Origin of the sequence: Pseudonocardia ammonioxydans (genome assembly GCF_900115005.1) — a bacterium.
Lineage (GTDB): Bacteria > Actinomycetota > Actinomycetes > Mycobacteriales > Pseudonocardiaceae > Pseudonocardia > Pseudonocardia ammonioxydans.
Genome location: NZ_FOUY01000021.1, coordinates 114,889 through 133,679, shown reverse-complemented (window position 1 = coordinate 133,679; position 18,791 = coordinate 114,889). Strand labels below are relative to the sequence as shown.

19 protein-coding genes and 1 tRNA gene are annotated in these 18,791 nt (G+C 73.7%); 10 read left to right on the top strand and 10 right to left on the bottom strand.

Going from position 1 to position 18,791, the window contains the following annotated elements; translation table 11 throughout:
* The 3 genes from BM093_RS20340 to BM093_RS20330 form a co-directional block, all read left to right on the top strand.
* Window positions 1-552 (top strand): formyltetrahydrofolate deformylase (locus BM093_RS20340; RefSeq protein WP_143105448.1); only part of this gene is annotated, 552 nt, incomplete at its 5' end.
* Between the two features lie 12 nt (window positions 553-564).
* A complete protein-coding gene (gene folD, locus BM093_RS20335) occupies window positions 565-1,446 on the top strand; it encodes a bifunctional methylenetetrahydrofolate dehydrogenase/methenyltetrahydrofolate cyclohydrolase FolD (RefSeq protein WP_093346997.1) in 882 nt (293 codons plus the stop codon).
* Complete coding sequence (locus tag BM093_RS20330; RefSeq protein ID WP_218162848.1) at window positions 1,443-2,438, top strand: NAD(P)H-dependent flavin oxidoreductase; 996 nt, start codon at window positions 1,443-1,445, stop codon at window positions 2,436-2,438. Before folD ends, BM093_RS20330 begins: the two co-directional genes overlap by 4 nt.
* A gap of 78 nt (window positions 2,439-2,516) precedes the next feature.
* Here BM093_RS20330 and BM093_RS20325 read toward each other — a convergent pair whose 3' ends face one another.
* Both BM093_RS20325 and BM093_RS20320 read right to left on the bottom strand, forming a co-directional pair.
* Entirely contained in the window at window positions 2,517-2,864 is a 348-nt protein-coding gene (locus BM093_RS20325; RefSeq protein ID WP_093346937.1) for a VOC family protein, read from the bottom strand.
* Window positions 2,865-2,867: 3 nt separating this feature from the next.
* Window positions 2,868-3,305, bottom strand: coding sequence for a cupin domain-containing protein (locus BM093_RS20320; protein WP_093346934.1), 438 nt, complete (start codon window positions 3,303-3,305; stop codon window positions 2,868-2,870).
* 235 nt (window positions 3,306-3,540) lie between these two features.
* On the opposite strand from BM093_RS20320, the gene BM093_RS20315 reads away from it, so the two are divergent.
* The gene (locus tag BM093_RS20315; protein ID WP_093346930.1) at window positions 3,541-4,422 is read left to right on the top strand and encodes a DMT family transporter; all 882 of its coding nucleotides are present in this window, start codon (window positions 3,541-3,543) and stop codon (window positions 4,420-4,422) included.
* Window positions 4,423-4,434: 12 nt separating this feature from the next.
* On the opposite strand, the gene BM093_RS20310 is transcribed toward BM093_RS20315, so the two are convergent.
* The 3 genes from BM093_RS20310 to BM093_RS20300 form a co-directional block, all read right to left on the bottom strand.
* Window positions 4,435-5,724 carry an alpha-amylase family glycosyl hydrolase gene (locus tag BM093_RS20310; RefSeq protein WP_093346927.1) on the bottom strand — a complete coding sequence of 430 codons (1,290 nt, stop codon included), beginning with the start codon at window positions 5,722-5,724 and terminating at the stop codon, window positions 4,435-4,437.
* 71 nt (window positions 5,725-5,795) lie between these two features.
* A complete protein-coding gene (locus BM093_RS20305) occupies window positions 5,796-6,629 on the bottom strand; it encodes an SDR family NAD(P)-dependent oxidoreductase (protein ID WP_093346924.1) in 834 nt (277 codons plus the stop codon).
* A 27-nt stretch (window positions 6,630-6,656) separates the two neighbouring features.
* Window positions 6,657-8,255: a flavin-containing monooxygenase gene (locus tag BM093_RS20300; RefSeq protein ID WP_093346921.1), complete on the bottom strand. Its 1,599-nt coding sequence runs from the start codon at window positions 8,253-8,255 to the stop codon at window positions 6,657-6,659.
* A gap of 189 nt (window positions 8,256-8,444) precedes the next feature.
* Here BM093_RS20300 and BM093_RS20295 point away from each other — a divergent pair, with 189 nt between their 5' ends.
* Window positions 8,445-9,206 carry an SDR family NAD(P)-dependent oxidoreductase gene (locus tag BM093_RS20295; protein ID WP_093346989.1) on the top strand — a complete coding sequence of 254 codons (762 nt, stop codon included), beginning with the start codon at window positions 8,445-8,447 and terminating at the stop codon, window positions 9,204-9,206.
* Between the two features lie 13 nt (window positions 9,207-9,219).
* On the opposite strand, the gene BM093_RS20290 is transcribed toward BM093_RS20295, so the two are convergent.
* Together BM093_RS20290 and BM093_RS20285 are read right to left on the bottom strand one after the other, a co-directional pair.
* On the bottom strand, window positions 9,220-9,933 hold the full coding sequence (locus tag BM093_RS20290; RefSeq protein ID WP_093346918.1) for a cache domain-containing protein: 714 nt from the start codon (window positions 9,931-9,933) through the stop codon (window positions 9,220-9,222).
* A gap of 58 nt (window positions 9,934-9,991) precedes the next feature.
* On the bottom strand, window positions 9,992-10,750 hold the full coding sequence (locus BM093_RS20285; RefSeq protein ID WP_177238592.1) for a FadR/GntR family transcriptional regulator: 759 nt from the start codon (window positions 10,748-10,750) through the stop codon (window positions 9,992-9,994).
* Between the two features lie 288 nt (window positions 10,751-11,038).
* Here BM093_RS20285 and BM093_RS20280 point away from each other — a divergent pair, with 288 nt between their 5' ends.
* Window positions 11,039-12,301, top strand: a complete 1,263-nt coding sequence (locus tag BM093_RS20280) for a D-arabinono-1,4-lactone oxidase (RefSeq protein ID WP_093346909.1) — start codon at window positions 11,039-11,041, stop codon at window positions 12,299-12,301.
* Between the two features lie 29 nt (window positions 12,302-12,330).
* Window positions 12,331-13,569 (top strand): ethanolamine utilization protein EutH, encoded by a 1,239-nt coding sequence (gene eutH, locus BM093_RS20275; RefSeq protein WP_093346905.1) that lies wholly within the window; start codon window positions 12,331-12,333, stop codon window positions 13,567-13,569.
* Between the two features lie 231 nt (window positions 13,570-13,800).
* Here the strand turns inward: eutH and BM093_RS20270 are convergent.
* Window positions 13,801-13,885: transfer RNA gene (locus BM093_RS20270), tRNA-Leu, on the bottom strand.
* A gap of 122 nt (window positions 13,886-14,007) precedes the next feature.
* Between BM093_RS20270 and BM093_RS20265 the strand changes: the two genes are divergently transcribed.
* The 3 genes from BM093_RS20265 (at window position 14,008) to BM093_RS20255 (ending at window position 16,651) form a co-directional block, all read left to right on the top strand.
* The gene (locus BM093_RS20265) at window positions 14,008-15,369 is read left to right on the top strand and encodes a M20/M25/M40 family metallo-hydrolase (RefSeq protein ID WP_093346901.1); all 1,362 of its coding nucleotides are present in this window, start codon (window positions 14,008-14,010) and stop codon (window positions 15,367-15,369) included.
* Between the two features lie 84 nt (window positions 15,370-15,453).
* A complete protein-coding gene (locus tag BM093_RS20260; protein WP_177238591.1) occupies window positions 15,454-16,224 on the top strand; it encodes an SDR family oxidoreductase in 771 nt (256 codons plus the stop codon).
* Between the two features lie 46 nt (window positions 16,225-16,270).
* The gene (locus BM093_RS20255; protein WP_093346893.1) at window positions 16,271-16,651 is read left to right on the top strand and encodes a VOC family protein; all 381 of its coding nucleotides are present in this window, start codon (window positions 16,271-16,273) and stop codon (window positions 16,649-16,651) included.
* A gap of 694 nt (window positions 16,652-17,345) precedes the next feature.
* Here the strand turns inward: BM093_RS20255 and BM093_RS20250 are convergent.
* Window positions 17,346-17,624, bottom strand: a complete 279-nt coding sequence (locus BM093_RS20250; protein ID WP_093346888.1) for a DUF5703 family protein — start codon at window positions 17,622-17,624, stop codon at window positions 17,346-17,348.
* 133 nt (window positions 17,625-17,757) lie between these two features.
* The gene (locus BM093_RS20245; protein WP_093346882.1) at window positions 17,758-18,720 is read right to left on the bottom strand and encodes an aldo/keto reductase; all 963 of its coding nucleotides are present in this window, start codon (window positions 18,718-18,720) and stop codon (window positions 17,758-17,760) included.
* Between the last annotated feature and the right edge of the window lie 71 nt (window positions 18,721-18,791).

The window sequence follows — 18,791 nt, the reverse complement described above, 5'->3', positions numbered from 1 at the left end:
TGCCTGCTGGATCTGTTGTGGCGGTGGCGGCGCGGGGAGCTGCCGGTGGAGATCGTGCAGGTGGTGTCGAACCATCCGGACCTGGAGAAGGACGTGGCCGGGTTCGACGTGCCGTACGCGCACATCCCGGTGACCCGCGAGAGGAAGGCCGAGGCCGAGCAGCAGCAGCTCGAGCTGCTGGCCGGGCGGGTCGATCTGGTGGTGCTGGCGCGTTACATGCAGGTGCTCAGCGGTGACTTCCTGGGCCGGGTCGGGGTGCCGGCGATCAACATCCATCACTCGTTCCTGCCGGCGTTCGCCGGGGCCGGGCCGTACGACCAGGCCAAGAAGCGGGGGGTGAAGCTGGTCGGGGCGACGGCGCACTACGTGACCGAGGACCTCGACGAGGGTCCGATCATCGAGCAGGACGTCGCCCGGATCTCGCACCGCCAGTCGGTGCGCGAGATCGCCCGGCGGGGCGCGGACATCGAGCGGGTGGTGCTGGCCCGGGCGGTGGAGGCGCACTGTGACGACCGGGTGCTGCTCAACGACACCACGACGATCGTCTTCTAGAGGGATGTGACCGTGAGCGCAGTACTGATCGACGGCAAGGCCGCCGCCGCCGAGCTACGGGCCGAGGTCGCGGCCGAGGTCGCGGCGCTGCCGCGGGCCCCGGGGCTGGCCACGCTGCTGGTCGGCGACGACCCGGCCTCGCAGATCTATGTCCGCAACAAGCGCCGGCTGTGTGTCGAGGCCGGGATGCGGGACCTGCACCGGCACGTGCCCGGGGACGTGTCCCAGGGTGAGCTGGCCGGGATCATCGACGAGCTCGCCGACGACGCGGAGGTGACCGGGATCCTGCTGCAGCTGCCGCTGCCGGGGCAGCTGGACGCGAACGCGTTGCTGGCCCGGATCCCGCCGGCGAAGGACGTCGACGGGCTCACCGAGCGCAGCGCCGGCCGGTTGGCGCTGGGCACCCCGGGGTTGGTGCCGTGCACGCCGTCGGGGGTGATGCACCTGCTCGACCGGGCCGGAGTGGCGCTGGAGGGCGCCGAGGCGGTCGTGGTCGGGCGGTCCTCGCTGGTGGGCAAGCCGCAGGCGCAGCTGCTGCTGGGACGCAACGCGACGGTGACGACGTGTCACTCCCGCACCCGGGACCTGGTCTCGGTCACCCGGCGGGCGGACGTACTCGTCGCGGCCGCCGGGGTACCCCGGATGATCGGCCCGGACGCGGTCAAGCCGGGCGCGGTGGTGATCGATGTCGGGATGCACCGCCTCGAGTCGGGGCTGTGCGGTGACGTCGACACCGAACGGGTCGCCGAGGTCGCCTCCGCGATCACCCCCGTCCCGGGCGGGGTCGGCCCGATGACCATCGCGATGCTGCTGCGCAACACCGTCCTCGCCGCACGACTGGCCGGTGAGGCCGCCGTGCCGGCCGTCGAGGGCAGGGTCGGGGCCGGTCGGTGACCCGACCGGTCGCCTCCGTCCTGGGGACGACCGTGCCGATCGTGCTGGCGCCGATGGGCGGCGTGGCGGGCGGGGCACTGGCCGCCGCGGTGTCCCGGGCCGGCGGGCTGGGCATGATCGGTGTGGGGGACGCCGGCGCCGACCGGCTCGCCGCCGAGCTGCGGGTGGCCCAGGGGGAGCGGGTCGGGTGCGGGTTCGTCACCTGGTGCCTCGACCGGGAGCCGGCCCGGCTGGACGTCGCGCTCGACCACCAGGTCGCCGCCGTCATGCTCACCTCCGGTGACGTCCGGCGGTTCGCCCCGCGGGTGCACGCCGCCGGGGTCCCGCTCCTCTGCCAGGTCGGCGGCCGCGACGAGGCCGCCGAGGCCCTCGGGCACGGCGCCGAGGTCCTCGTGGCGCAGGGCGGGGAGGGCGGCGGCCACGGCACCCGGCTGCGATCGACGATGACCCTGGTGCCGGAGGTCTGCGACCTGGTGCGCTCGCGGGGACATCCGGTGCCGGTGCTGGCCGCCGGTGGTGTCGCCGACGGCCGCGGGCTGGCCGCGGTGCTGGCGCTCGGCGCGGACGGCGCGGTGGTCGGCACCCGGTTCGCCGCGACGGCGGAGGCCGCGGTGTCGCCCGCGGCGCACCGGCGGATGGCCCGGGCCCGGGGCGACGACACCGTGACCACCCGCGTCTACGACGACGTCCGCGGCGTCAACTGGCCCGACGGCTACACCAGCCGGGTGCTGCGCTCCCGGTTCACCGACACCTGGCACGGCAAGGGCCCCGGCGGCGTCCCGGTGGAGCACCTGCACGAGGCCACCACCCAGTTCGTCGACGGGACGCGCCGCGACGACCCGGACACCGTCGCGGTGACGGCGGGGGAGGCGGTGGGCCTGGTCGACCGGGTCGAGTCCGCGGGCACGGTGGTGCAGGTGATGGCCGCGGAGGCCCGGGCGGTGATCGAGTCACTGCACGGGGGCGCCGCAGCGCCGTGGGCCAGGTCGTGATCGGGGGCTCGTGCAGGATCGGTGCCGGATCCGGCACCGAACCGGCACCTGTCCCTGATCTTCCCGGGTGGCCGGTACTCAGCCGGTCCGGGCCGGGCACACGCAGAACTCGTTGCCCTCGGGGTCGAGCATCACCGTCCACGTGCGGCCCGCCTCGGTGATCTCGTGCTGCACCTGCGCGCCCCGGGCGGCGAGCCGGGCGACGGTCTCCTCCCGCCGGTCCACCCGCAGGTCCAGGTGCACGCCGCCCGGGCCGCCGCCGGTGCCGACCGTCTGGACGACCAGCTGCGGGCCCGTTCCCTCGGCCGGGCCGAGGACCAGGTAGGGGGCGCGCCGGTAGCGGATCCGGTAGTCCAGCGCCGCGCACCAGAACTCCGCCGCCCGTTCGCCGTCGGCGGCGTTGATCGTGATCTCCAGCGAGTCCACCGGTTACTCCCCGGTGCCCTGGGCGGCCGCGTCGCGCTCGGCGGCGTCGCGGGACGCGCGGCCCGTGCGGAAGCTCGCCCAGTCCATCGCGGTGCCGGGCGGCCCCCACACCACCAGCACGCTCGCCGGTGCCGGGCCGGGGTTCACCAGGTCGTGCTGCGTCCCGGGCGGGGCGAGGACCGCGTCACCGGGCCCGAGGTCGAACCGTTCCCCGTCCACGGTCATCACGGCCGCGCCCTCGAGCAGCACGTAGACCTCCTCGAGTGCCTCGGCGCCCGGCGGGTGCGCGTGCATGCCCTCCGAGCCGCCCGGCGGCAGCTCCCAGCGCTGGATCGCCACCGGGAGCGTGCTCTGCTCGCGGAAGTACCACTGCACCTCCGAGGGTCGTTCCCCGCCGTGCAGGGTGATCGCGAACCGTGCCCGGCCGGCCCGTTCCCGCATTGGTCCACCGCCTCGTGGTCGCCCACCGACGTCCGGGGACGAGCGTAGTCGACCATCGGGGCGCCGGCACCGGTTCGCGCGGACGGGCGCCCGTCAGGTGGCCGCGGGCCCGGCCGTGAGCACGGCGTCCGGGGAGCGCGCGCAGCGGCCGGGGGCGGAAGCGGCGTACCGGGTGCGCATGGTGGCTGCCGGTCGGGGTAGCCACGGGAGTCCTGCCGTCGGCGGAGGGAGCGACGTGATCCTGGCGTCCGGACTGGCCGTGCTGGCCGCGTTCCTGAACGCCGTCGGTGACCTCGCCCAGCGGCGCTCGGCGCGGGTCGAGCCGGGGCCCGCCGGACCGGCGCTGGTCCTGCGGATGGTGCGCCGCCCGGGCTGGGTGGCCGGCGTGGTGGCGAGCCTCGCCGGGCTCGGGGCGCACGTGGCCGCGCTGTCGCTCGGCGCGATCGCCGCCGTCCAGCCGTTGCTGGTCCTGGAGCTGCCGCTCGCGGTCGCGGGGGCCGCGCTGCTGTTCCGGGTCCGTCCGACGGCCCGGGACGTGGGGGCGATCGTCCTGCTGACCGCAGGGCTGGCTGCGCTGGTGTTCTGCCTGCGGCCCGGCGGGGGCGACGCCACGGCGGTGTCCGGGCCCGCCTGGGCGGTGGGGCTGGCCGTCGTCGGCGGCACGGCCGTGCTCCTCGGCGTCGCCGCCCGGTGGAGTGTCGCCGACCAGCGGGCCGGGCTGCTCGGCGCCGCGGCCGGCATCGGCTACGGGCTGACCGCTGTCCTGATGGCGACGGCCGGTGCGGTGATCGTCGACGACCCGGGGGCGGCGCTCGGGACCTGGCAGCTGTACGCGGCCGCCGGGGCCGGGCTGGCCTCGTTCGTGACGCTGCAGAACGCGCTCGCCTCCGGGCTGCTCGTCGCGGTCGAGCCGGGGCTGACCCTGCTGAACCCGATCGTCGGCGTCGGCTGGGGGCTCCTGCTGTTCGGTGAGCACGCCCGCACCGGGGTGTGGCTGCTCGGGGCGTTCGCCGGCGCGGCCGCGCTGGTGGCGGGCACCGTCCTGCTCGCCCGCTCACCGTTGCTGCGGACCGACCCCCGCAGCGCGGCCGGTACGCCTGCCGGGCGTGGCGCGTGAGACCCCCGGTCGTCAGGGGGCGAGCACGCGCCAGGAGTGCGGGGGCAGCAGCAGCGGGTCCCCGGGGGTGTCCCCGTGGGCGTCGGCCAGCGTCTGTCCGCCCAGCGCGCCGGGGAACCGCTGCGGCTCGTCGTCGACCGAGAGCAGGGTGACGAGCTCGCCGCCGGCCCCGTACGAACGCAGGGCGATCGTGGTGTCCGTGACGTGCTCGACGTCGGTGCGGGCGCGGACCAGCCACGCGTGCCGCCGGCGCAGCCCGATCAGCCGCTGGTGCACCTCCTGCACCGGCGCCCCGAACGGCGCCAGCCCGGCCGGGGTGTCGGGGAAGGGCGGGCGCACGGCGTCGTCGCCGAACTCACGCTCCTCCTTCACCCCGGTGAACGCCTGCTCGTCACCGGCGTAGATGCTCGGCACGCCGCCGACGGTCATCAGGACCGCCACGGCGTGTCCGATGTGGTCGGCACGTTCCAGCCGGCTCGCCAGGCGCGTGACGTCGTGGTTCCCGAGGAAGGTGGCCGGCGCGAACGACTCGACCATCGCCGAGTGCCTGCCCAGGGCGTGCGCGAGCTCGTGGAGGTTGCGGTCGTTGAGCGAGCTCCAGACCGCCTTCCACAGCTCGTACTGGGTGACCGAGTCCAGCCCGGAGTCGGCGACGATCGCGGCGTAGTCGCCGTGGATCACCTCGCCGACGAACCACGCGTGCGGGAACTCCTCCCGTACCGCCGGGAGCACGGCCCGCCAGAACGCGGCGGGCACCTGGTAGGCCGCGTCGAGGCGCCAGCCGTCCACCCCGCGGGCCAGCCAGTGCCGCAGCACGTCGGCCACGTACTGCTGGACGGCCGGCTCGTCGTGGTTCAGGGCGACCAACCGGTCGTGCCCCTCGAAGACGACCGGGTGCCCGCCCTCCCAGCGGAACCAGCGGAGGGCCTCGGCGTCGCCCTCCTGGGCGGCCCGGAACCGGGGGAAGCCACGTCCGACGTGGTTGAACACCCCGTCGAGCAGCAGGCGGACCCCCCGGGACCGGGCCGCGCCGACCAGGGCGTCGAGGTCGCTGCCGTCCCCGAGCCGGGGGTCGACGCGGAAGTGGTCCACGGTGTCGTAGCCGTGGGTCTCCGAGGCGAAGACCGGCCCGAGCGCCAGGCCCGAGCAGCCCAGCTCGACGAGGTGGTCGAGCCACGGCTCGAACCGGCCGAGCCGGTGTGCGGGCGGGCTGCCGGGTCCGGGCGCGTCGCGCTCGGCGCCGACGAAGCCGAGCGGGTAGGCGTGCCACCAGATGGCGTGGTCGATCCACCGGTCGTCCATGCCCGCCAGCCTTCCGCACGACGGCGGAGCCCGCCGGGGGAGTGCCCCGCGTGACCGACGTGCCCGGCCGGTCAGTCCCCCGGCCGGGGCAACGCGGCCGTGATCCCGCCGTCCACCGTGAACACCTGGCCGGTGGTCCAGCGCGACTCGTCCGAGCACAGGTGCAGCGCCATCGCGGCGACCTCCTCCTCGGTGCCGAGCCGGCGCGCGGGGTAGACCGACGCGACCCGGTCGACCGCGGTCGCGAAGTCGGTCCCCGCGCCGCTGCCCGCCCCGGCGGCGTAGGTGTCGCGGACCAGCGGTGTCGGGACGGTGCCCGGGGCGACCACGTTCACCCGGATCCCGTGCGGCCCGTAGTCGACGGCGGCCTGCCGGGCCATGGCGATGCAGCCGCCCTTCGCCGCGGCGTACGGGAAGATGCCGGGCACGCCGCGCAGGCCGCCGACGCTGGCCTGCACCACGATCGCGCCGGAGCCCTGCTCGACCATCCGCGGCAGCGCCCAGCGGAACGACAGCCACTTGCTCGTGAGGTTGACCGACACCACCCGGTCCCAGTCCGCGAGCTCGGTGTCCGCGGCGGTGCCCGGCCCGGCGATGCCCGCGCAGGCGTAGACCGCGTCGATCCGCCCGAACTCGTCGGCGGCCCGGTCGGTGACCGCCCGCGCCTGCTCCGCGTCGGCGAGGTCGGCGGTCTCGGCCACCGCGGTGCCGCCCGCGTCGCGGATCCGTGCGGCGGTCGCGCCGACCGCGGGATCGAGGTCGGCGCACAGCACACGCGCACCCTCCCGGGCGAACAGCAGCGCCGCGGCGCGCCCGATCCCGGACGCCGCTCCCGTCACGACCGTGGCCTTGCCCGCCAGCCTGCCGGCCGCCGCCGGAGCGCGTCCGTTCCCGGGGTCGTCCATGCACCCTCCTCTTCCGCTCGCCGGCCGCTACGACGCGAGTTCGAAGCCCTCGTAGCCGTTGGCGGCCACCTCGTCGCACCGCTGCCGGTACACCCCCAGACCGCCGATGTAGGCCATGAACACCCGCGGCTTGCCGGGCACGTTGGCGCCCATGTACCAGGAGTCGGCCTCCGGGTAGAGCGTCATGTTCCCGACCTCCTCCACGTGCCCGACCCACTCGTCCTCCGCGTCCGGGGTGGGCTCGGCGGCGCGCAGCCCCTGCGCGCGCAGGTGGGCGATCATGTCGGTGACCCACTCGACGTGCAGCTCGATCGAGACGACCATGTTCGTGAGCACCGAGGGGCTGGAGGGGCCGGTGATCGTGAACAGGTTCGGGAACCCGGCGACGGCGAGCCCCAGGTAGGTCCGCGGTCCCTCGGACCACTTGTCCCGCAGCCGCTGCCCGTCCCGGCCCCGGATGTCGATCCGGTCCAGCGCCCCGGTCATCGCGTCGAACCCGGTGGCGAACACGAGGGCGTCGAACTCGTACTCGCCCGCGGTCGTCCGCACACCCTTCTCGGTGATCTCCACCAACGGGGTCTCGCGGAGGTCGACCAGGTGCACGTCGTCGCGGTTGAACGTGGCGTAGTAGCCCGTGTCCAGGCAGGGCCGCTTGGTGCCGATCGGGAACGAGCGCGGGCTGAGCGTCTCCGCGGTCGCGGGGTCGTCGACGATCTCGCGGATCTTGCCGCGGACGAACTCGGCGGCGGTGTCGTTCGCCGCGGCGTCGGTCAGCGTGTCGGTGTAGGCCGACATCACCGCGGTCAGCATCCCCTGGTCCCACGCGGCCTGGTAGACGGCGTTGCGCTCCTGTTCGGTCGCCTCCAGCGCCGACTTGGTCGGCTCCGGGACCGGGACGCCGAACCCGGAGCTGCGTTGCTGCTCGCGCCAGGCCCGGTAGTCCCGCTTCATCGCCGAGATCTCCGACGCCTCCAGCGGGCGGTTCCCGGCCGGCATCGAGAAGTTCGGGGTCCGCTGGAACACCGTCGTGTCGGACGCCTGCTCGGCCAGGATCGGGATCGACTGGATGCCGGAGCTGCCCGTGCCGATCACCCCCAGCCGGCTGCCGGACACGTCGGCACCCTCGTGCGGCCAGTGGCTCGTGTGGTGGATCGGTCCGGCGAACGACGCGGCACCCGGGACCTCCGGGGCCTTCGCGACCGACAGGCACCCGGTCGCCATGATCACGAACTGGGCGGTGACCGTCTCGGAGCCGGTGGTGACGGTCCAGCGCCGGGTCCGCTCGTCCCACACACAGGACTCGACCCGGGTGCCGAACGTGATGTCGCGGCGCAGGTCGAACCGGTCGGCGACGTGCTCGAGGTAGGCCAGAATCTCCGGCTGGGTCGGGTACTTCTCCGACCACGTCCACTCCTGCTCCAGCTCCGGGGAGAACGAGTAGGAGTAGGACAGGCTCTCGACGTCGCAGCGCGCGCCGGGATAGCGGTTCCAGTACCACGTGCCGCCGACCCCGTCGGCGGTCTCGAACACGCGGGTGGTCAGGCCGAGCTCGCGCAGCCGGTACAGCTGGTAGAGCCCGGCGAAGCCGGCTCCCACGACGACGACGTCCGGTTCGGTGCGGGGCATCGTTGCTCCTCCCTGGGGGGCCCGTGACACCGTTCACACTCTGACGGCCGTTTGGTGGGTATGCAACCACCGGTCGTCTATTTTCTGTCAAACGATTGGTTGGTAATCTGCGCCGCGGAACGGGCGGTGCGGTCGGCTGAGCAGTCGGCTGAGCGGTCGGCTGAGCAGTCGTCGGAGCGGGAGGTGCGCGTGCGGATCGAGAACGCGGTCGGGCTGGTGACCGGTGGGGCCTCGGGGCTGGGCGGTGGTGCGGCGAGGATGCTGACCGAGCGCGGCGGGACGGTCGGGATCCTCGACCTGCCGTCGTCGGACGGGGAGGCGTTCGCGGCCGCGCTCGGCGAGCGCGCGGTCTTCGTCCCGTGCGACGTGACCGACGAGGGGCAGGCCGAGGCGGCGGTCGCGACCGTCGCGGAGCGGTTCGGCCGGATCGACGTCTGCGTGAACGCCGCCGGGATCAGCCCGGCCGCGCGCGTGCTGTCGCGCAAGGGCGAGCTGCACCCGCTGGACGTGTTCCGCAGGACCCTCGAGGTCAACCTCGTCGGGACCTTCGACGTGCTGCGCCGCGCGGTGGCGGTCATGGAGCGCAACGACCCCGGCGAGCACGGCGAGCGGGGCCTGGTCGTCAACGTGTCCTCGGCGGCCGCGCTGGAGGGGCAGGTCGGCCAGGCCGCCTATGCGGCGTCGAAGGGCGGTATCGCCGCCATGACGCTGCCGCTGGCGCGGGACCTGGCCCTGCACGGCATCCGGGTGATGACGATCTGCCCGGGGATCATGGACACCGGGATGCTCGCCGGCACGGACGAGAAGCGGCGGGCGGCCCTGATGGACCTGCACGTGTTCCCGAAGCGGCTCGGTACCCCGGCGGACTTCGCGCAGCTCGTCGGCGCGTTCATGGAGAACGAGCTCATCAACGGCGAGGTGGTGCGCCTCGACGCGGCGACGCGGCTGTAGCCGCGCCGTTCCGTCAGCACTGCGCTGCGGTGAGCCGCCAGCGCAGGTCGCCGCCGAGGGCGATCTCCTCGGACCACCCGGTACCGGGGTCCCGGCGCAGCAGGGTCCCGCTCCACCACCGCGCGCTGGTCGAGGCCACGACACGGTCGTTCTCGTCGAGCAGCACGGCGTCCGCCGGCCCCAGCCGCAGGGACTCGACCAGCAGCCGTTCGACGCCCTCGACCGCGACGTCGGCACCCAGCACGTCGACGAACCCGTCGTCCCCGACGACCGGTACGGCGAGGGTGACGGTGTGCTCGTTGGTCCCGGCGAAGTCGAGGAACGGGCCGGTGACGGCCGGTCGGCCCGTCCACCGGGGCCGCGCGAACCACTCCTTGGCGACGTAGTCGTAGTAGTGGTGGTGCTCCGGATCGAGCTCGTGGCGGACGAACCGGGCCGGCGTGTCGTCCTCGCTGCGCCACCACTCCAGCCAGCGCTCCGCGTCGTCGAGGTGGCCGTCGTCGAGCGCGAGGCCGACCCCCTGCACGAAGCCGCGGTGCCGGTCGAGCACGGCCAGCAGGATCGGCTGCACCTGCGCGATGTCGGCCCGGTGCAGGGGCCGCCGGGCCGGGGCGAGCATCCGGACGACGTCGGCCCGTGCCGAGCAGAGATCGTCGAGCACCCGGTCGACCCGGGCCCGGATGCCGTCCGCGCACCGGCGCAGCGAGGAGAGGTCTCCGTCGTTCACGGTCTCCCCTTCTGGTCGGTACGACCCGGCTGTGTGCCTCGCAGGTGCGGCGGCGTCATCATGGTTCACCGCGCAGCACGAGGTCCAGGTGCAGGTCGATCAGGTACTGCACCCGGCCCTCGACGTCGCGCATCACCACGGAACGCGCGGTGTCCGCGTCGTTGCCGGCGATCGCCGCGATGAGCGCGGTGTGTGCGGACTCGGTCACCGGGTGCTGCCCGGCCTCGCCGCCGACGGTCCAGAACAGCGAGGCCAGCTCGTCGTGCAGGTGGACGATGCCCTGGGTCAGCCGGGCCGAGTGGGCGATCACCCCGAGCTCGATGTGGAAGCGGCTGTCCGCCCGGCGCCGGTCGTCCGCGGTCTCCCCGGCGCGGAACTGCTCGGCCAGCCGGCGCAACCGTTCGACGTCGTCGTGCACCGCCCGCTGCGCGGCCAGGTACGCGGTCCCGCCGACCACGGCGGCACAGGCGTCGCCGAGATCGCGCAGCGAGTCGGCGCTGCGCTCCCGCAGCTCCTTCAGCGCCGTCTCGGACAGCGCCGTCCCGGACAGCGGTGCCGAGGCGTTCCGCACGAAGCTGCCGCCCCCGCGACCACGGCGGGTCTCGATGACCCCCCGCTGGCGCAGCGTCTCCAGGGCCTGCCGCAGGGTTCCGGTGGACACCCCCAGCTCGGCCGCGAGCTCGGACTCCGGTGGCAGCCGGTCGCCGCGGCTGAGCAGCCCGACGGCGATCGCGGTCTCCAACTGCCGTGCCACGTTCTGGGGCAGGCCCGGACCGTCGGTGGCGTCCAACCGCAGGTACGCAGCGAAACTGGACAACGTTGCCTTTCCCCCTGGTCGCCGACCGGCGCGGGCGGGGTCCGACGTACGGACGTGATCGGTGCGGAGTCTACCGGCGCGGTCCGGCTCCGAGCAGACCTTGTCATTTAAGATTGATTGTTTTAGGTTTCTGGCTCTGCTGTCCATGGGAGAGGCACCGCCGGCCGGGCGCGGAACGTCGCTGCCGGCGCGCGGTCCCGATCAGGCCGCCCGCACGCTCGCCGACCACTCCTGACCGACGCACGACGTGCCCGGCCGGGACCCGTTGCACGAGATCGGAGCATCCACATGACCGAGCCCCCGCTGTCCGCCCCCGTCAGCTACGACCGGGTCTGGACCAACTGGGCCGGGAACCACACCGTCACCGCGGCGATGTACGCCCAGCCCCGGGACGAGGCCGAGGTCGTCGAGGCCGTGCGCTACGCGATCCGGCAGGGGATGAACGTGCGGGTCGCCGGGACCGGGCACTCGTTCACCCCGGTCGTGTCCACCGGTGGGCTCATGCTCGACCTCACCCGGCTGAGCGGGGTGACCGCGACCGACCCGCAGCGGCTGCGGGCCACGGCGCTGGCGGGCACCACCGTCGGCCGGCTCGGGGAGCCGCTGTGGGACGCCGGGCTGTCGCTGTCCAACCAGGGCGACATCGACAAGCAGGTCATCGCCGGTGCACTCGCGACGGCCACCCACGGTTCCGGCATCGAGCTGCCGAACATGTCCGCGGCGATGCGCCGGGTGCGCCTCGTGGACGGGAACGGCGAGGTCGTCGACATCGGTGAGGACCGGATGCGGGAGCTGCGCGCGGCGCAGGTCGCGATCGGTTCGCTCGGGGTGATGCTCGAGGTCGAGCTGGCCGTGTCGCCGTCCTACTACATCACCGAGGAGATCAGCTACCGGCCGTGGCAGGAGATCGAGGAGTCCTGGGACCGGCTGATCGCCGAGCACCGGCACTTCTCGTTCTTCTGGTGCCCCGCGGACCACTCGGTGGACCTCTACCAGCTCCCGGCGCCGCCCGACCAGCCGATGAGCAACCACTGCTACGTCAAGATCTACGACGAGGTCGAGGTCACCGAGCCGGACGGGCTGGTCTCCGACGACGTGGGGAACCGGACCGACCGCGCCTACCGGGTCTACCCCGGCGGGTACGACGAGCCCTTCCACGAGATGGAGTACATGGTCCCGGCCGAGCACGGCCTGGAGGCGCTCAACACGATCCGGCGGTTGATGCTCGACGAGTTCCCCGACCAGCTCTACCCGATCGAGGTGCGGTGGACCGCCGCCGACGACGCGTACCTGTCGCCGAACTACCGGCGCTCCACCATGGTGATCTCGGTGTCCGGCGCGCCGGGTACCGACTACTGGCCGTTCCTGCGCGCCGTGGACCAGCGGCTGCAGCAGTACCAGGCCCGGCCGCACTGGGGAAAGCTCCACTTCATGACGCGGGACCGGCTCGGTGAGCTGTTCCCCGAGTTCGACACGTTCCTCGCCGTGCGCCGGGAGTTCGACCCGCACGGCACGTTCCTCAACGACCACCTGCGCCCACTTCTGGGCTGACCCGTTCCCCGGCGGAAGGAGGAGGGCGCGTGGAGTCCTTCGGGAACCTGATCATCTATCTCATGATGGCGTTCGTCGTCATCGGTGCCGTGGCGGCGATCCGGGACGACGAGAACGGCATCGGCCGGGAGTTCAAGGAGGGGCTGTACTCGATCGGCCCCATCTTCCTTCCCGTCGCCGGGATCATGGCCGCCATCCCGTACCTGTCGGCGCTGGTCGAGTCGGTGGCCGGACCGCTGTTCGGCGCGATCGGTGCGGATCCGGCGATCGCGGCGACCAGCCTGATCGCGGTGGACATGGGCGGCTACCAGCTGGCGCAGGCGATCGCGGGCAGCACCGGTGGCTGGATCATGGCCGCCGTGGTCGGCTACATGGCCGGGGCCACGATCATCTTCACCATCCCGGTCGGTCTGGCCATGCTGGACCGTCGCGACCACCGCTACATGGCGCTGGGCGTGATGTCCGGTGTGCTCGCGATCCCGGTCGGCGTGCTGGTCACCACGGGCATCCTGCTGGCGACCTCGACGACGGTGCGGGGTGAGGTGTCCACCGAGAGCGCCTCGGACGTGCCGCTGACCGGCCTCGACACCGGGACCATGCTGCTCAACCTGGTCCCGCTGGTGGTGTTCGTCGTGGTGCTCGCGGCGGCCCTGTGGTTCGTGCCGACGATCATGATCCGGGTCTTCATCTGGTTCGGACGGGCCCTGGACGCCGCACTGAAGATCGTGCTGGCGCTGAGCATCGTCGAGTACTTCACCGGCGTGTTCTCGACGCTGCTCGGTGGCTGGGGCTTCGACCCGATCATCGCCGACGCCGAGGACCAGTACCGGGCCCTGGAGGTGGCGGGCAACATCGGCATCATGCTCGCCGGGGCGTTCCCGATGGTCTACGTGCTGCGCAAGGGGCTCGCCCGCCCGCTGGGCGTGCTCGGCCGGCGCGTGGGGATGAGCTCGGAGGGCACGGCCGGACTGCTGGCCGCCGCGGCCAACGTGCTGGCCCTGTTCCGGCTCATCCGGTTCATGCCCCCGAAGGACAAGGTGCTGTGCATCGCGTTCGCCGTCTGCGCCGCGTTCCTGGTGGGTGATCATCTGGCGTTCACGGCGAACTTCCAGCCGAACCTCATCCTGCCGCTGGTGCTGGGCAAGCTCGCCGGTGGCGTGCTCGGCATCGCGCTGGCGGCGCTGATCGCGCTGCCCGCGGTACGGACGCTGGCCGCCGAGGAGCGTGCGGACGAGCCCGACCCCGAGGCCGCACCGACCGCGGGGTGAGTGGCCGCCGCGCCGCCGGCCCGTCGGTTCAGCGGGCAGGGTGGCGCGGTCGCCCGGCCGCGGCTCGGCGGTTGCACTCCCTGACCGCCCGGCAGGGGGGGATCGAGGCTGCGACGGAACCCGTCACCCGGGTCGACGCACCGAGCAGGCTCCGCCGGTTTCGGCGATCAATGGGTAGGCCCGAAGGGCCGGACGGCCCGGCCTGATGGCCGGGTCACGAGAAGAGTGTTGTGTCCGAGGGGGGACTTGAACCCCCACCCCCTAGCACGGGGACTAGCACCTCAAGCTAGCGCGTCTGCCATTCCGCCACTCGGACGTCGCGATCTCGCGATCGCGTCTGGGGAGAAGCATAGCCGAGCGTTCCGAGGGGTCCGCGCCCGGGTCGCCGCGCCGGGTCGCCGCAGGTCGGCACGGGCGTCCGGTGGTAGGAAGGCGGGCATGACCGGCGACGCGAGTGACATCCCCACCGGCGACGCGGCGAGCACCGGCGAGGCGGCAGCCGCCGAGGCCGAGGTGGTCCAGCTGTGTTCGGAGCTGATCCGGATCGACACGACCAACACCGCGGACCCGGAGACCCTGGCCGGGGAGGCGGAGGCCGCCGACTACGTCGCGGACAAGCTGCGCGAGGTCGGCTACGAGGTCGAGCTCGTCGAGTCCGGGGCTCCGAAGCGGATGAACGTGATCGCCCGGCTGGCGGGAGCCGACCCCTCGCGCGGGGCACTGCTGATGCACGGGCATCTCGACGTCGTCCCGGCCGACGCGAGCGAGTGGTCGGTGCACCCCTTCTCCGGGGCCGTGCAGGACGGCTACGTCTGGGGTCGCGGGGCCGTCGACATGAAGGACATGGACGCGATGATGCTGGCGGTCGCCCGCCGCTTCAAGCGCGAGGGTGTCGTCCCGCCGCGCGACATCGTGTGGGCGTTCGTCGCCGACGAGGAGGCCGGCGGCAAGTACGGCGCCCAGTGGCTGGTCGAGCACCGTCCGGACCTGTTCGCCGGCTGCACCGAGGCGGTCGGTGAGGTCGGCGGCTTCTCGCTGACCCTCGGCGAGGACCAGCGGGCCTACCTGGTGGAGTCGGCGGAGAAGGGCATCGCCTGGATGCGGCTGCGCGCCAAGGGCAAGCCCGGTCACGGTTCGTTCCTGCACGACGAGAACGCCGTCACGACCCTGGCCGAGGCCGTGGCGCGGCTGGGCAACCACACGTTCCCGCTGGTGATCACCGACACCGTGCGGGCGTTCCTGGAGCGGATGACCGAGCTGACCGGCGTCGAGTACCCGGAGGACGACCTCGAGGGTGCCCTGGCCAAGCTCGGCCCGATCTCCCGGATCATCGGCGCGACGGTGCGCGACACCGCGAACCCGACCATGCTCAACGCCGGGTACAAGGCCAACGTCATCCCGTCGACGGCGGAGGCGGTCGTCGACTGCCGGGTGCTGCCGGGCCGGGAGGAGGCCTTCCTGGCCGAGGTCGACCAGCTGCTCGGCCCGGACGTGGAGCGCGAGTGGGTCAGCGACCTGCCGCCGGTGGAGACGCCGTTCGAGGGTGCGCTGACCGAGGCGATGCAGGCGGCGCTGCGTGTCGAGGACCCGACCGCGGAGATCGTCCCGTACATGCTGTCCGGGGGGACGGACGCGAAGTCGTTCGCGAAGCTGGGCATGAACTGCTACGGCTTCGCGCCGCTGCGGCTGCCCCCGGAGCTGGACTTCGCCTCGCTGTTCCACGGCATCGACGAGCGGGTCCCGGTGGACGCGCTGCGCTTCGGCACCCGCGTGCTCGACCGCTTCCTGCGAACAGCGTGAGCAGGAACATCGGGCCGGGCCTGCGATCGGTCTGACACTCCCGCTCCGTGACGGAGGGTGGCCCCGGGTGGCAGGGTGACCGGCATGGATCTCACGGGCAGGGTCGCCCTGGTCACCGGGGGCGCGTCGGGTATCGGCGCCGCGGCGGTGGACCGGTTGGTGGCGGCGGGTGCGCAGGTCGTCGTCGTGGATCGTGACGCCGGGGGCGCGGCCGTCGTCGCCGAGAAGGCGGGCGGGTTGTCGTTCCCGGCCGACGTCACCGACCCGTCGGCGATGCCGGCCGCGGTCGCGGCGGCCGAGGAGCGTTACGGGCGCCTCGACGTCGTCCTGCTCAACGCGGGCGTGACGGGTGGCCAGTCCGGGACCGAGGACCTGGACCTCGAGGGGTACCGGCGGGTCGTCGGGGTCAACCTCGACCACGTGGTGTTCGGCCTGACCGCCGCGGTCCCGGCGCTGCGGCGTTCCGGCGGTGGCCGCATCGTGGCGACGGCGTCGCTGGCCGGGCTGGTCGAGCTGCCGGGGGACGCGCTGTACACGGCGACCAAGCACGCCGTCGTCGGCTACGTGCGCTCCGCCGCGGCGACCCTGTCCGCCGAGGGGATCCGGGTGAACGCGGTCTGCCCGGGCTTCGCGGACACCCCATTGATCGCGGGCGTGCGCGAGCAGTTCGGGGACTTCCCGATGCTGACCGCCGACGACGTCGCCGCCGGGATCGAGTCCATTCTCGACCACGGCGAGCCGGGGCAGTGCTGGTTCGTGCAGCCCGGGCGGGAACCGGCGCCGTACGGGTTCCGCGGCGTGCCGAGCCCGAAGGGTGCCGGGCGCCCGCCCGAGGTGGCCTGGCAGGACCACTGACCCGGCGGTTGACCTCGACCTCGGTTCAGGTCCCATCCTGGGGTGCATGGCTGAGCTGAACCACACGATCGTCCTCTCCCACGACAAGCGGGCGGGTGCCGCCTACCTGGCCGAGGTCCTCGCGCTCCCGGAGCCCGCACCGTTCGGGCCGTTCCAGGTCGTGGAGACCGGCAACGGGGTGAGTCTGGACTACATGGACGCCGGCGACGGTGCCGAGATCACGCCCCAGCACTACGCGTTCCTGGTCTCCGATGCGGAGTTCGACGCCGCGTTCGACCGGCTGACCGCCCGCGGGCAGCAGTACTGGGCCGATCCCGGCGGGAGCAGGCCCGGTGAGATCAACACCAACGACGGCGGTCGCGGGATCTACTTCGCCGACCCGTCCGGGCACTGGCTGGAGATCATCACGGTGCCCTACGGCGGCTGAGCCCGCCCGGGCGCCGGATCTCCGGGCGGCATCGGCGGCCGGCCCGGCCCCCGGCGGGCACGGGCGGGCAGGAGCGATCCCGGACGCCCGGCCCTGGCGGAATCGTGCTTCTCGAGGCCGGTCGGGGAGTCGATCAGCGCGGAACCGCCCTTGCCGAGGCCGAAACGTGCCTCTCGGCGTCGGTCGGGACTCGATCAGCGCGGAACCGCCCGAGCCTGGGCCGGATCGTGCTGCTCGATGCCGGTCCGGGAGTCGATCAGCGCCGAACCGCCCTCGCCCGGGCGGATTCGTGCTGCTCGAGGCCGGTCGGGAACTCGATCAGTGCGGAACCGCCCTCTCCGGGCCGAAGCGTGCCTCTCGGGGGTCGGTCGGGACTCGATCAGCGCGGAGCGCCGCCGGCGGGGCCGGATCGTGCTGCTCGGTGCCGGTCACGACGTGATCAGCGCCGAGACCGCCCTCGCCCGGGCCGGATCGTGCATCTCGACGCCGTCACGACTCGATCAGCGCGGACGCGCCCTCCCCGAGGCGGAACCGTGCGTGTCACCGGTCGACGCCATGATCATCGGCACGTTCCCGCCCGGGCGGGGGCCGGAGCGCGCAGATCACCGGTCGACGTCGTGGTCATCGGCACGGTCCTGCCCCGAACCGGGCGCCCGCGCGCGACGGCGCGGCCAGGTCGGCCGGTGCCGCGGGGTCAGAAGGTCGGCTCGGGCAGCAGGCCCTGCTGGTGCGACAGCCTCCGGCGCAGCACGACCTTGCGCACCCCTCCGGGGTAGAGCCGCAGCCGCGACAGTTCCCAGCCGGAGAACTCGGCCTGGATCGCCAGGCGGACCGAGGCGGTCAGCCGGGGCACGTCCCCGCCGATGCGGACCGGGCGGTACTCGTACCGGTCGTCGGTCCAGGCCTCCCCGTCCCGACTCCCGGCCGACCGATTCCCGTCGGTCCCGGTCTCCTCCGACCCACTCGTCGTCATCCGTGCCTCCCGCTCTGCCGCCACGGCGTCGCGCCGGCGGTCGCCCGCCCGGTGAACGGCCGGTGCTGCCGACGTGAACCCACCATAGGTCGCCGCCCCGACACCCGGCCAGGACGCGAGCGGGCGGACGTGCTCAGACCGGGTCGCTGACGTCGTCGAGGGCGGTCCGGATCTCGGCGGGCAGGGTCATGTCCTCCGCGGCGAGCGAGGCCCGCAGCTGGGCGGCGTCCCGCGCGCCGACGACCGCGCTCGCCACCCCCGGCCGGTCCCGCACCCAGGTCAGCGCGACGACCAGCGGCGAGGTGCCGAGCCCGTCGGCGGCGGTGAGCACCGACTGCACGATCCGGGCCGAGCGCTCGGAGCGCCGCGCCTCGACGTAGGACGCCAGCAGCGTGCTCGCCCCGCGCGAGTCGGCCGGGGTACCGTCGGTGTACTTGCCGGTCAGCACCCCGCGCCCGAGCGGAGCCCAGGCCAGGATCCCCAGCCCGTGGTACTGCGCGGCGGGCAGCAGCTCGGCCTCCGCCTCCCGGGCCAGCAACGAGTACTCGAGCTGTGCCGAGACCGGGCGGCACACCGCCGGGTCCGGACCGGCCGCGGCGCCGGCGGCGACCGTCGCGAGCTGCCAGCCCCGCGGGGCGACCAGGCCGGCGTAGCGCACCCGTCCCGAGTAGACCGCGACCTGCACCGCGGAGCGCATCTCGTCGAGCGGCACCCGCGGGTCCCAGCCGGGGAACTGCCACAGGTCCAGATGATCGACGCCGAGGCGGCGCAACGTGGTGTCGAGCGAGCGCAGCAGCGCCGCACGGGATGCCCGTCCCGCGGGGGCGGGGGAGTCGGCGGCAGCGGTGGCGGCACCGCGTCCGGCGATCACGACGTCGTCCCGGGCGACGGTCCCGCGCAGCAGCCCGCCGAGCACCTGCTGGGCCGTGCCGTCGCCGTAGTCGTCGGCGGTCTCGACGAGCGTCCCACCGGCGTCGACGAACGCCCGCAGCTGCTCGGCAGCCTGGGCGGGCGAGGTGTCCTCTCCCCAGGTCATCGTGCCCAGACCGATCCGGGACACCTCCAGGCCGCTGGTGCCGACCGGTCTGCGCTGCACGCCTGCAGAGCCTAGGCGCGCGGGGCCCCGCCGACGCCGAGGGCGCGCGGTGTGACCCGGCTCTCCGGGGG

Bases quoted from the DNA above. Each gene is read 5' to 3' on its own strand.
- BM093_RS20320 (WP_093346934.1), bottom strand. From the start codon at position 3,305: ATGCGGGAACGGGCCGGCCGGGCACGGTTCGCGATCACCCTGCACGGC.
- BM093_RS20310 (WP_093346927.1), bottom strand. From the start codon at position 5,724: ATGGACGACCGGTGGATCGACCACGCCATCTGGTGGCACGCCTACCCG.
- BM093_RS20305 (WP_093346924.1), bottom strand. From the start codon at position 6,629: ATGGACGACCCCGGGAACGGACGCGCTCCGGCGGCGGCCGGCAGGCTG.
- BM093_RS20300 (WP_093346921.1), bottom strand. From the start codon at position 8,255: ATGCCCCGCACCGAACCGGACGTCGTCGTCGTGGGAGCCGGCTTCGCC.
- BM093_RS20280 (WP_093346909.1), top strand. From the start codon at position 11,039: ATGACCGAGCCCCCGCTGTCCGCCCCCGTCAGCTACGACCGGGTCTGG.
- BM093_RS20265 (WP_093346901.1), top strand. From the start codon at position 14,008: ATGACCGGCGACGCGAGTGACATCCCCACCGGCGACGCGGCGAGCACC.
- BM093_RS20260 (WP_177238591.1), top strand. From the start codon at position 15,454: ATGGATCTCACGGGCAGGGTCGCCCTGGTCACCGGGGGCGCGTCGGGT.
- BM093_RS20255 (WP_093346893.1), top strand. From the start codon at position 16,271: ATGGCTGAGCTGAACCACACGATCGTCCTCTCCCACGACAAGCGGGCG.
- BM093_RS20250 (WP_093346888.1), bottom strand. From the start codon at position 17,624: ATGACGACGAGTGGGTCGGAGGAGACCGGGACCGACGGGAATCGGTCG.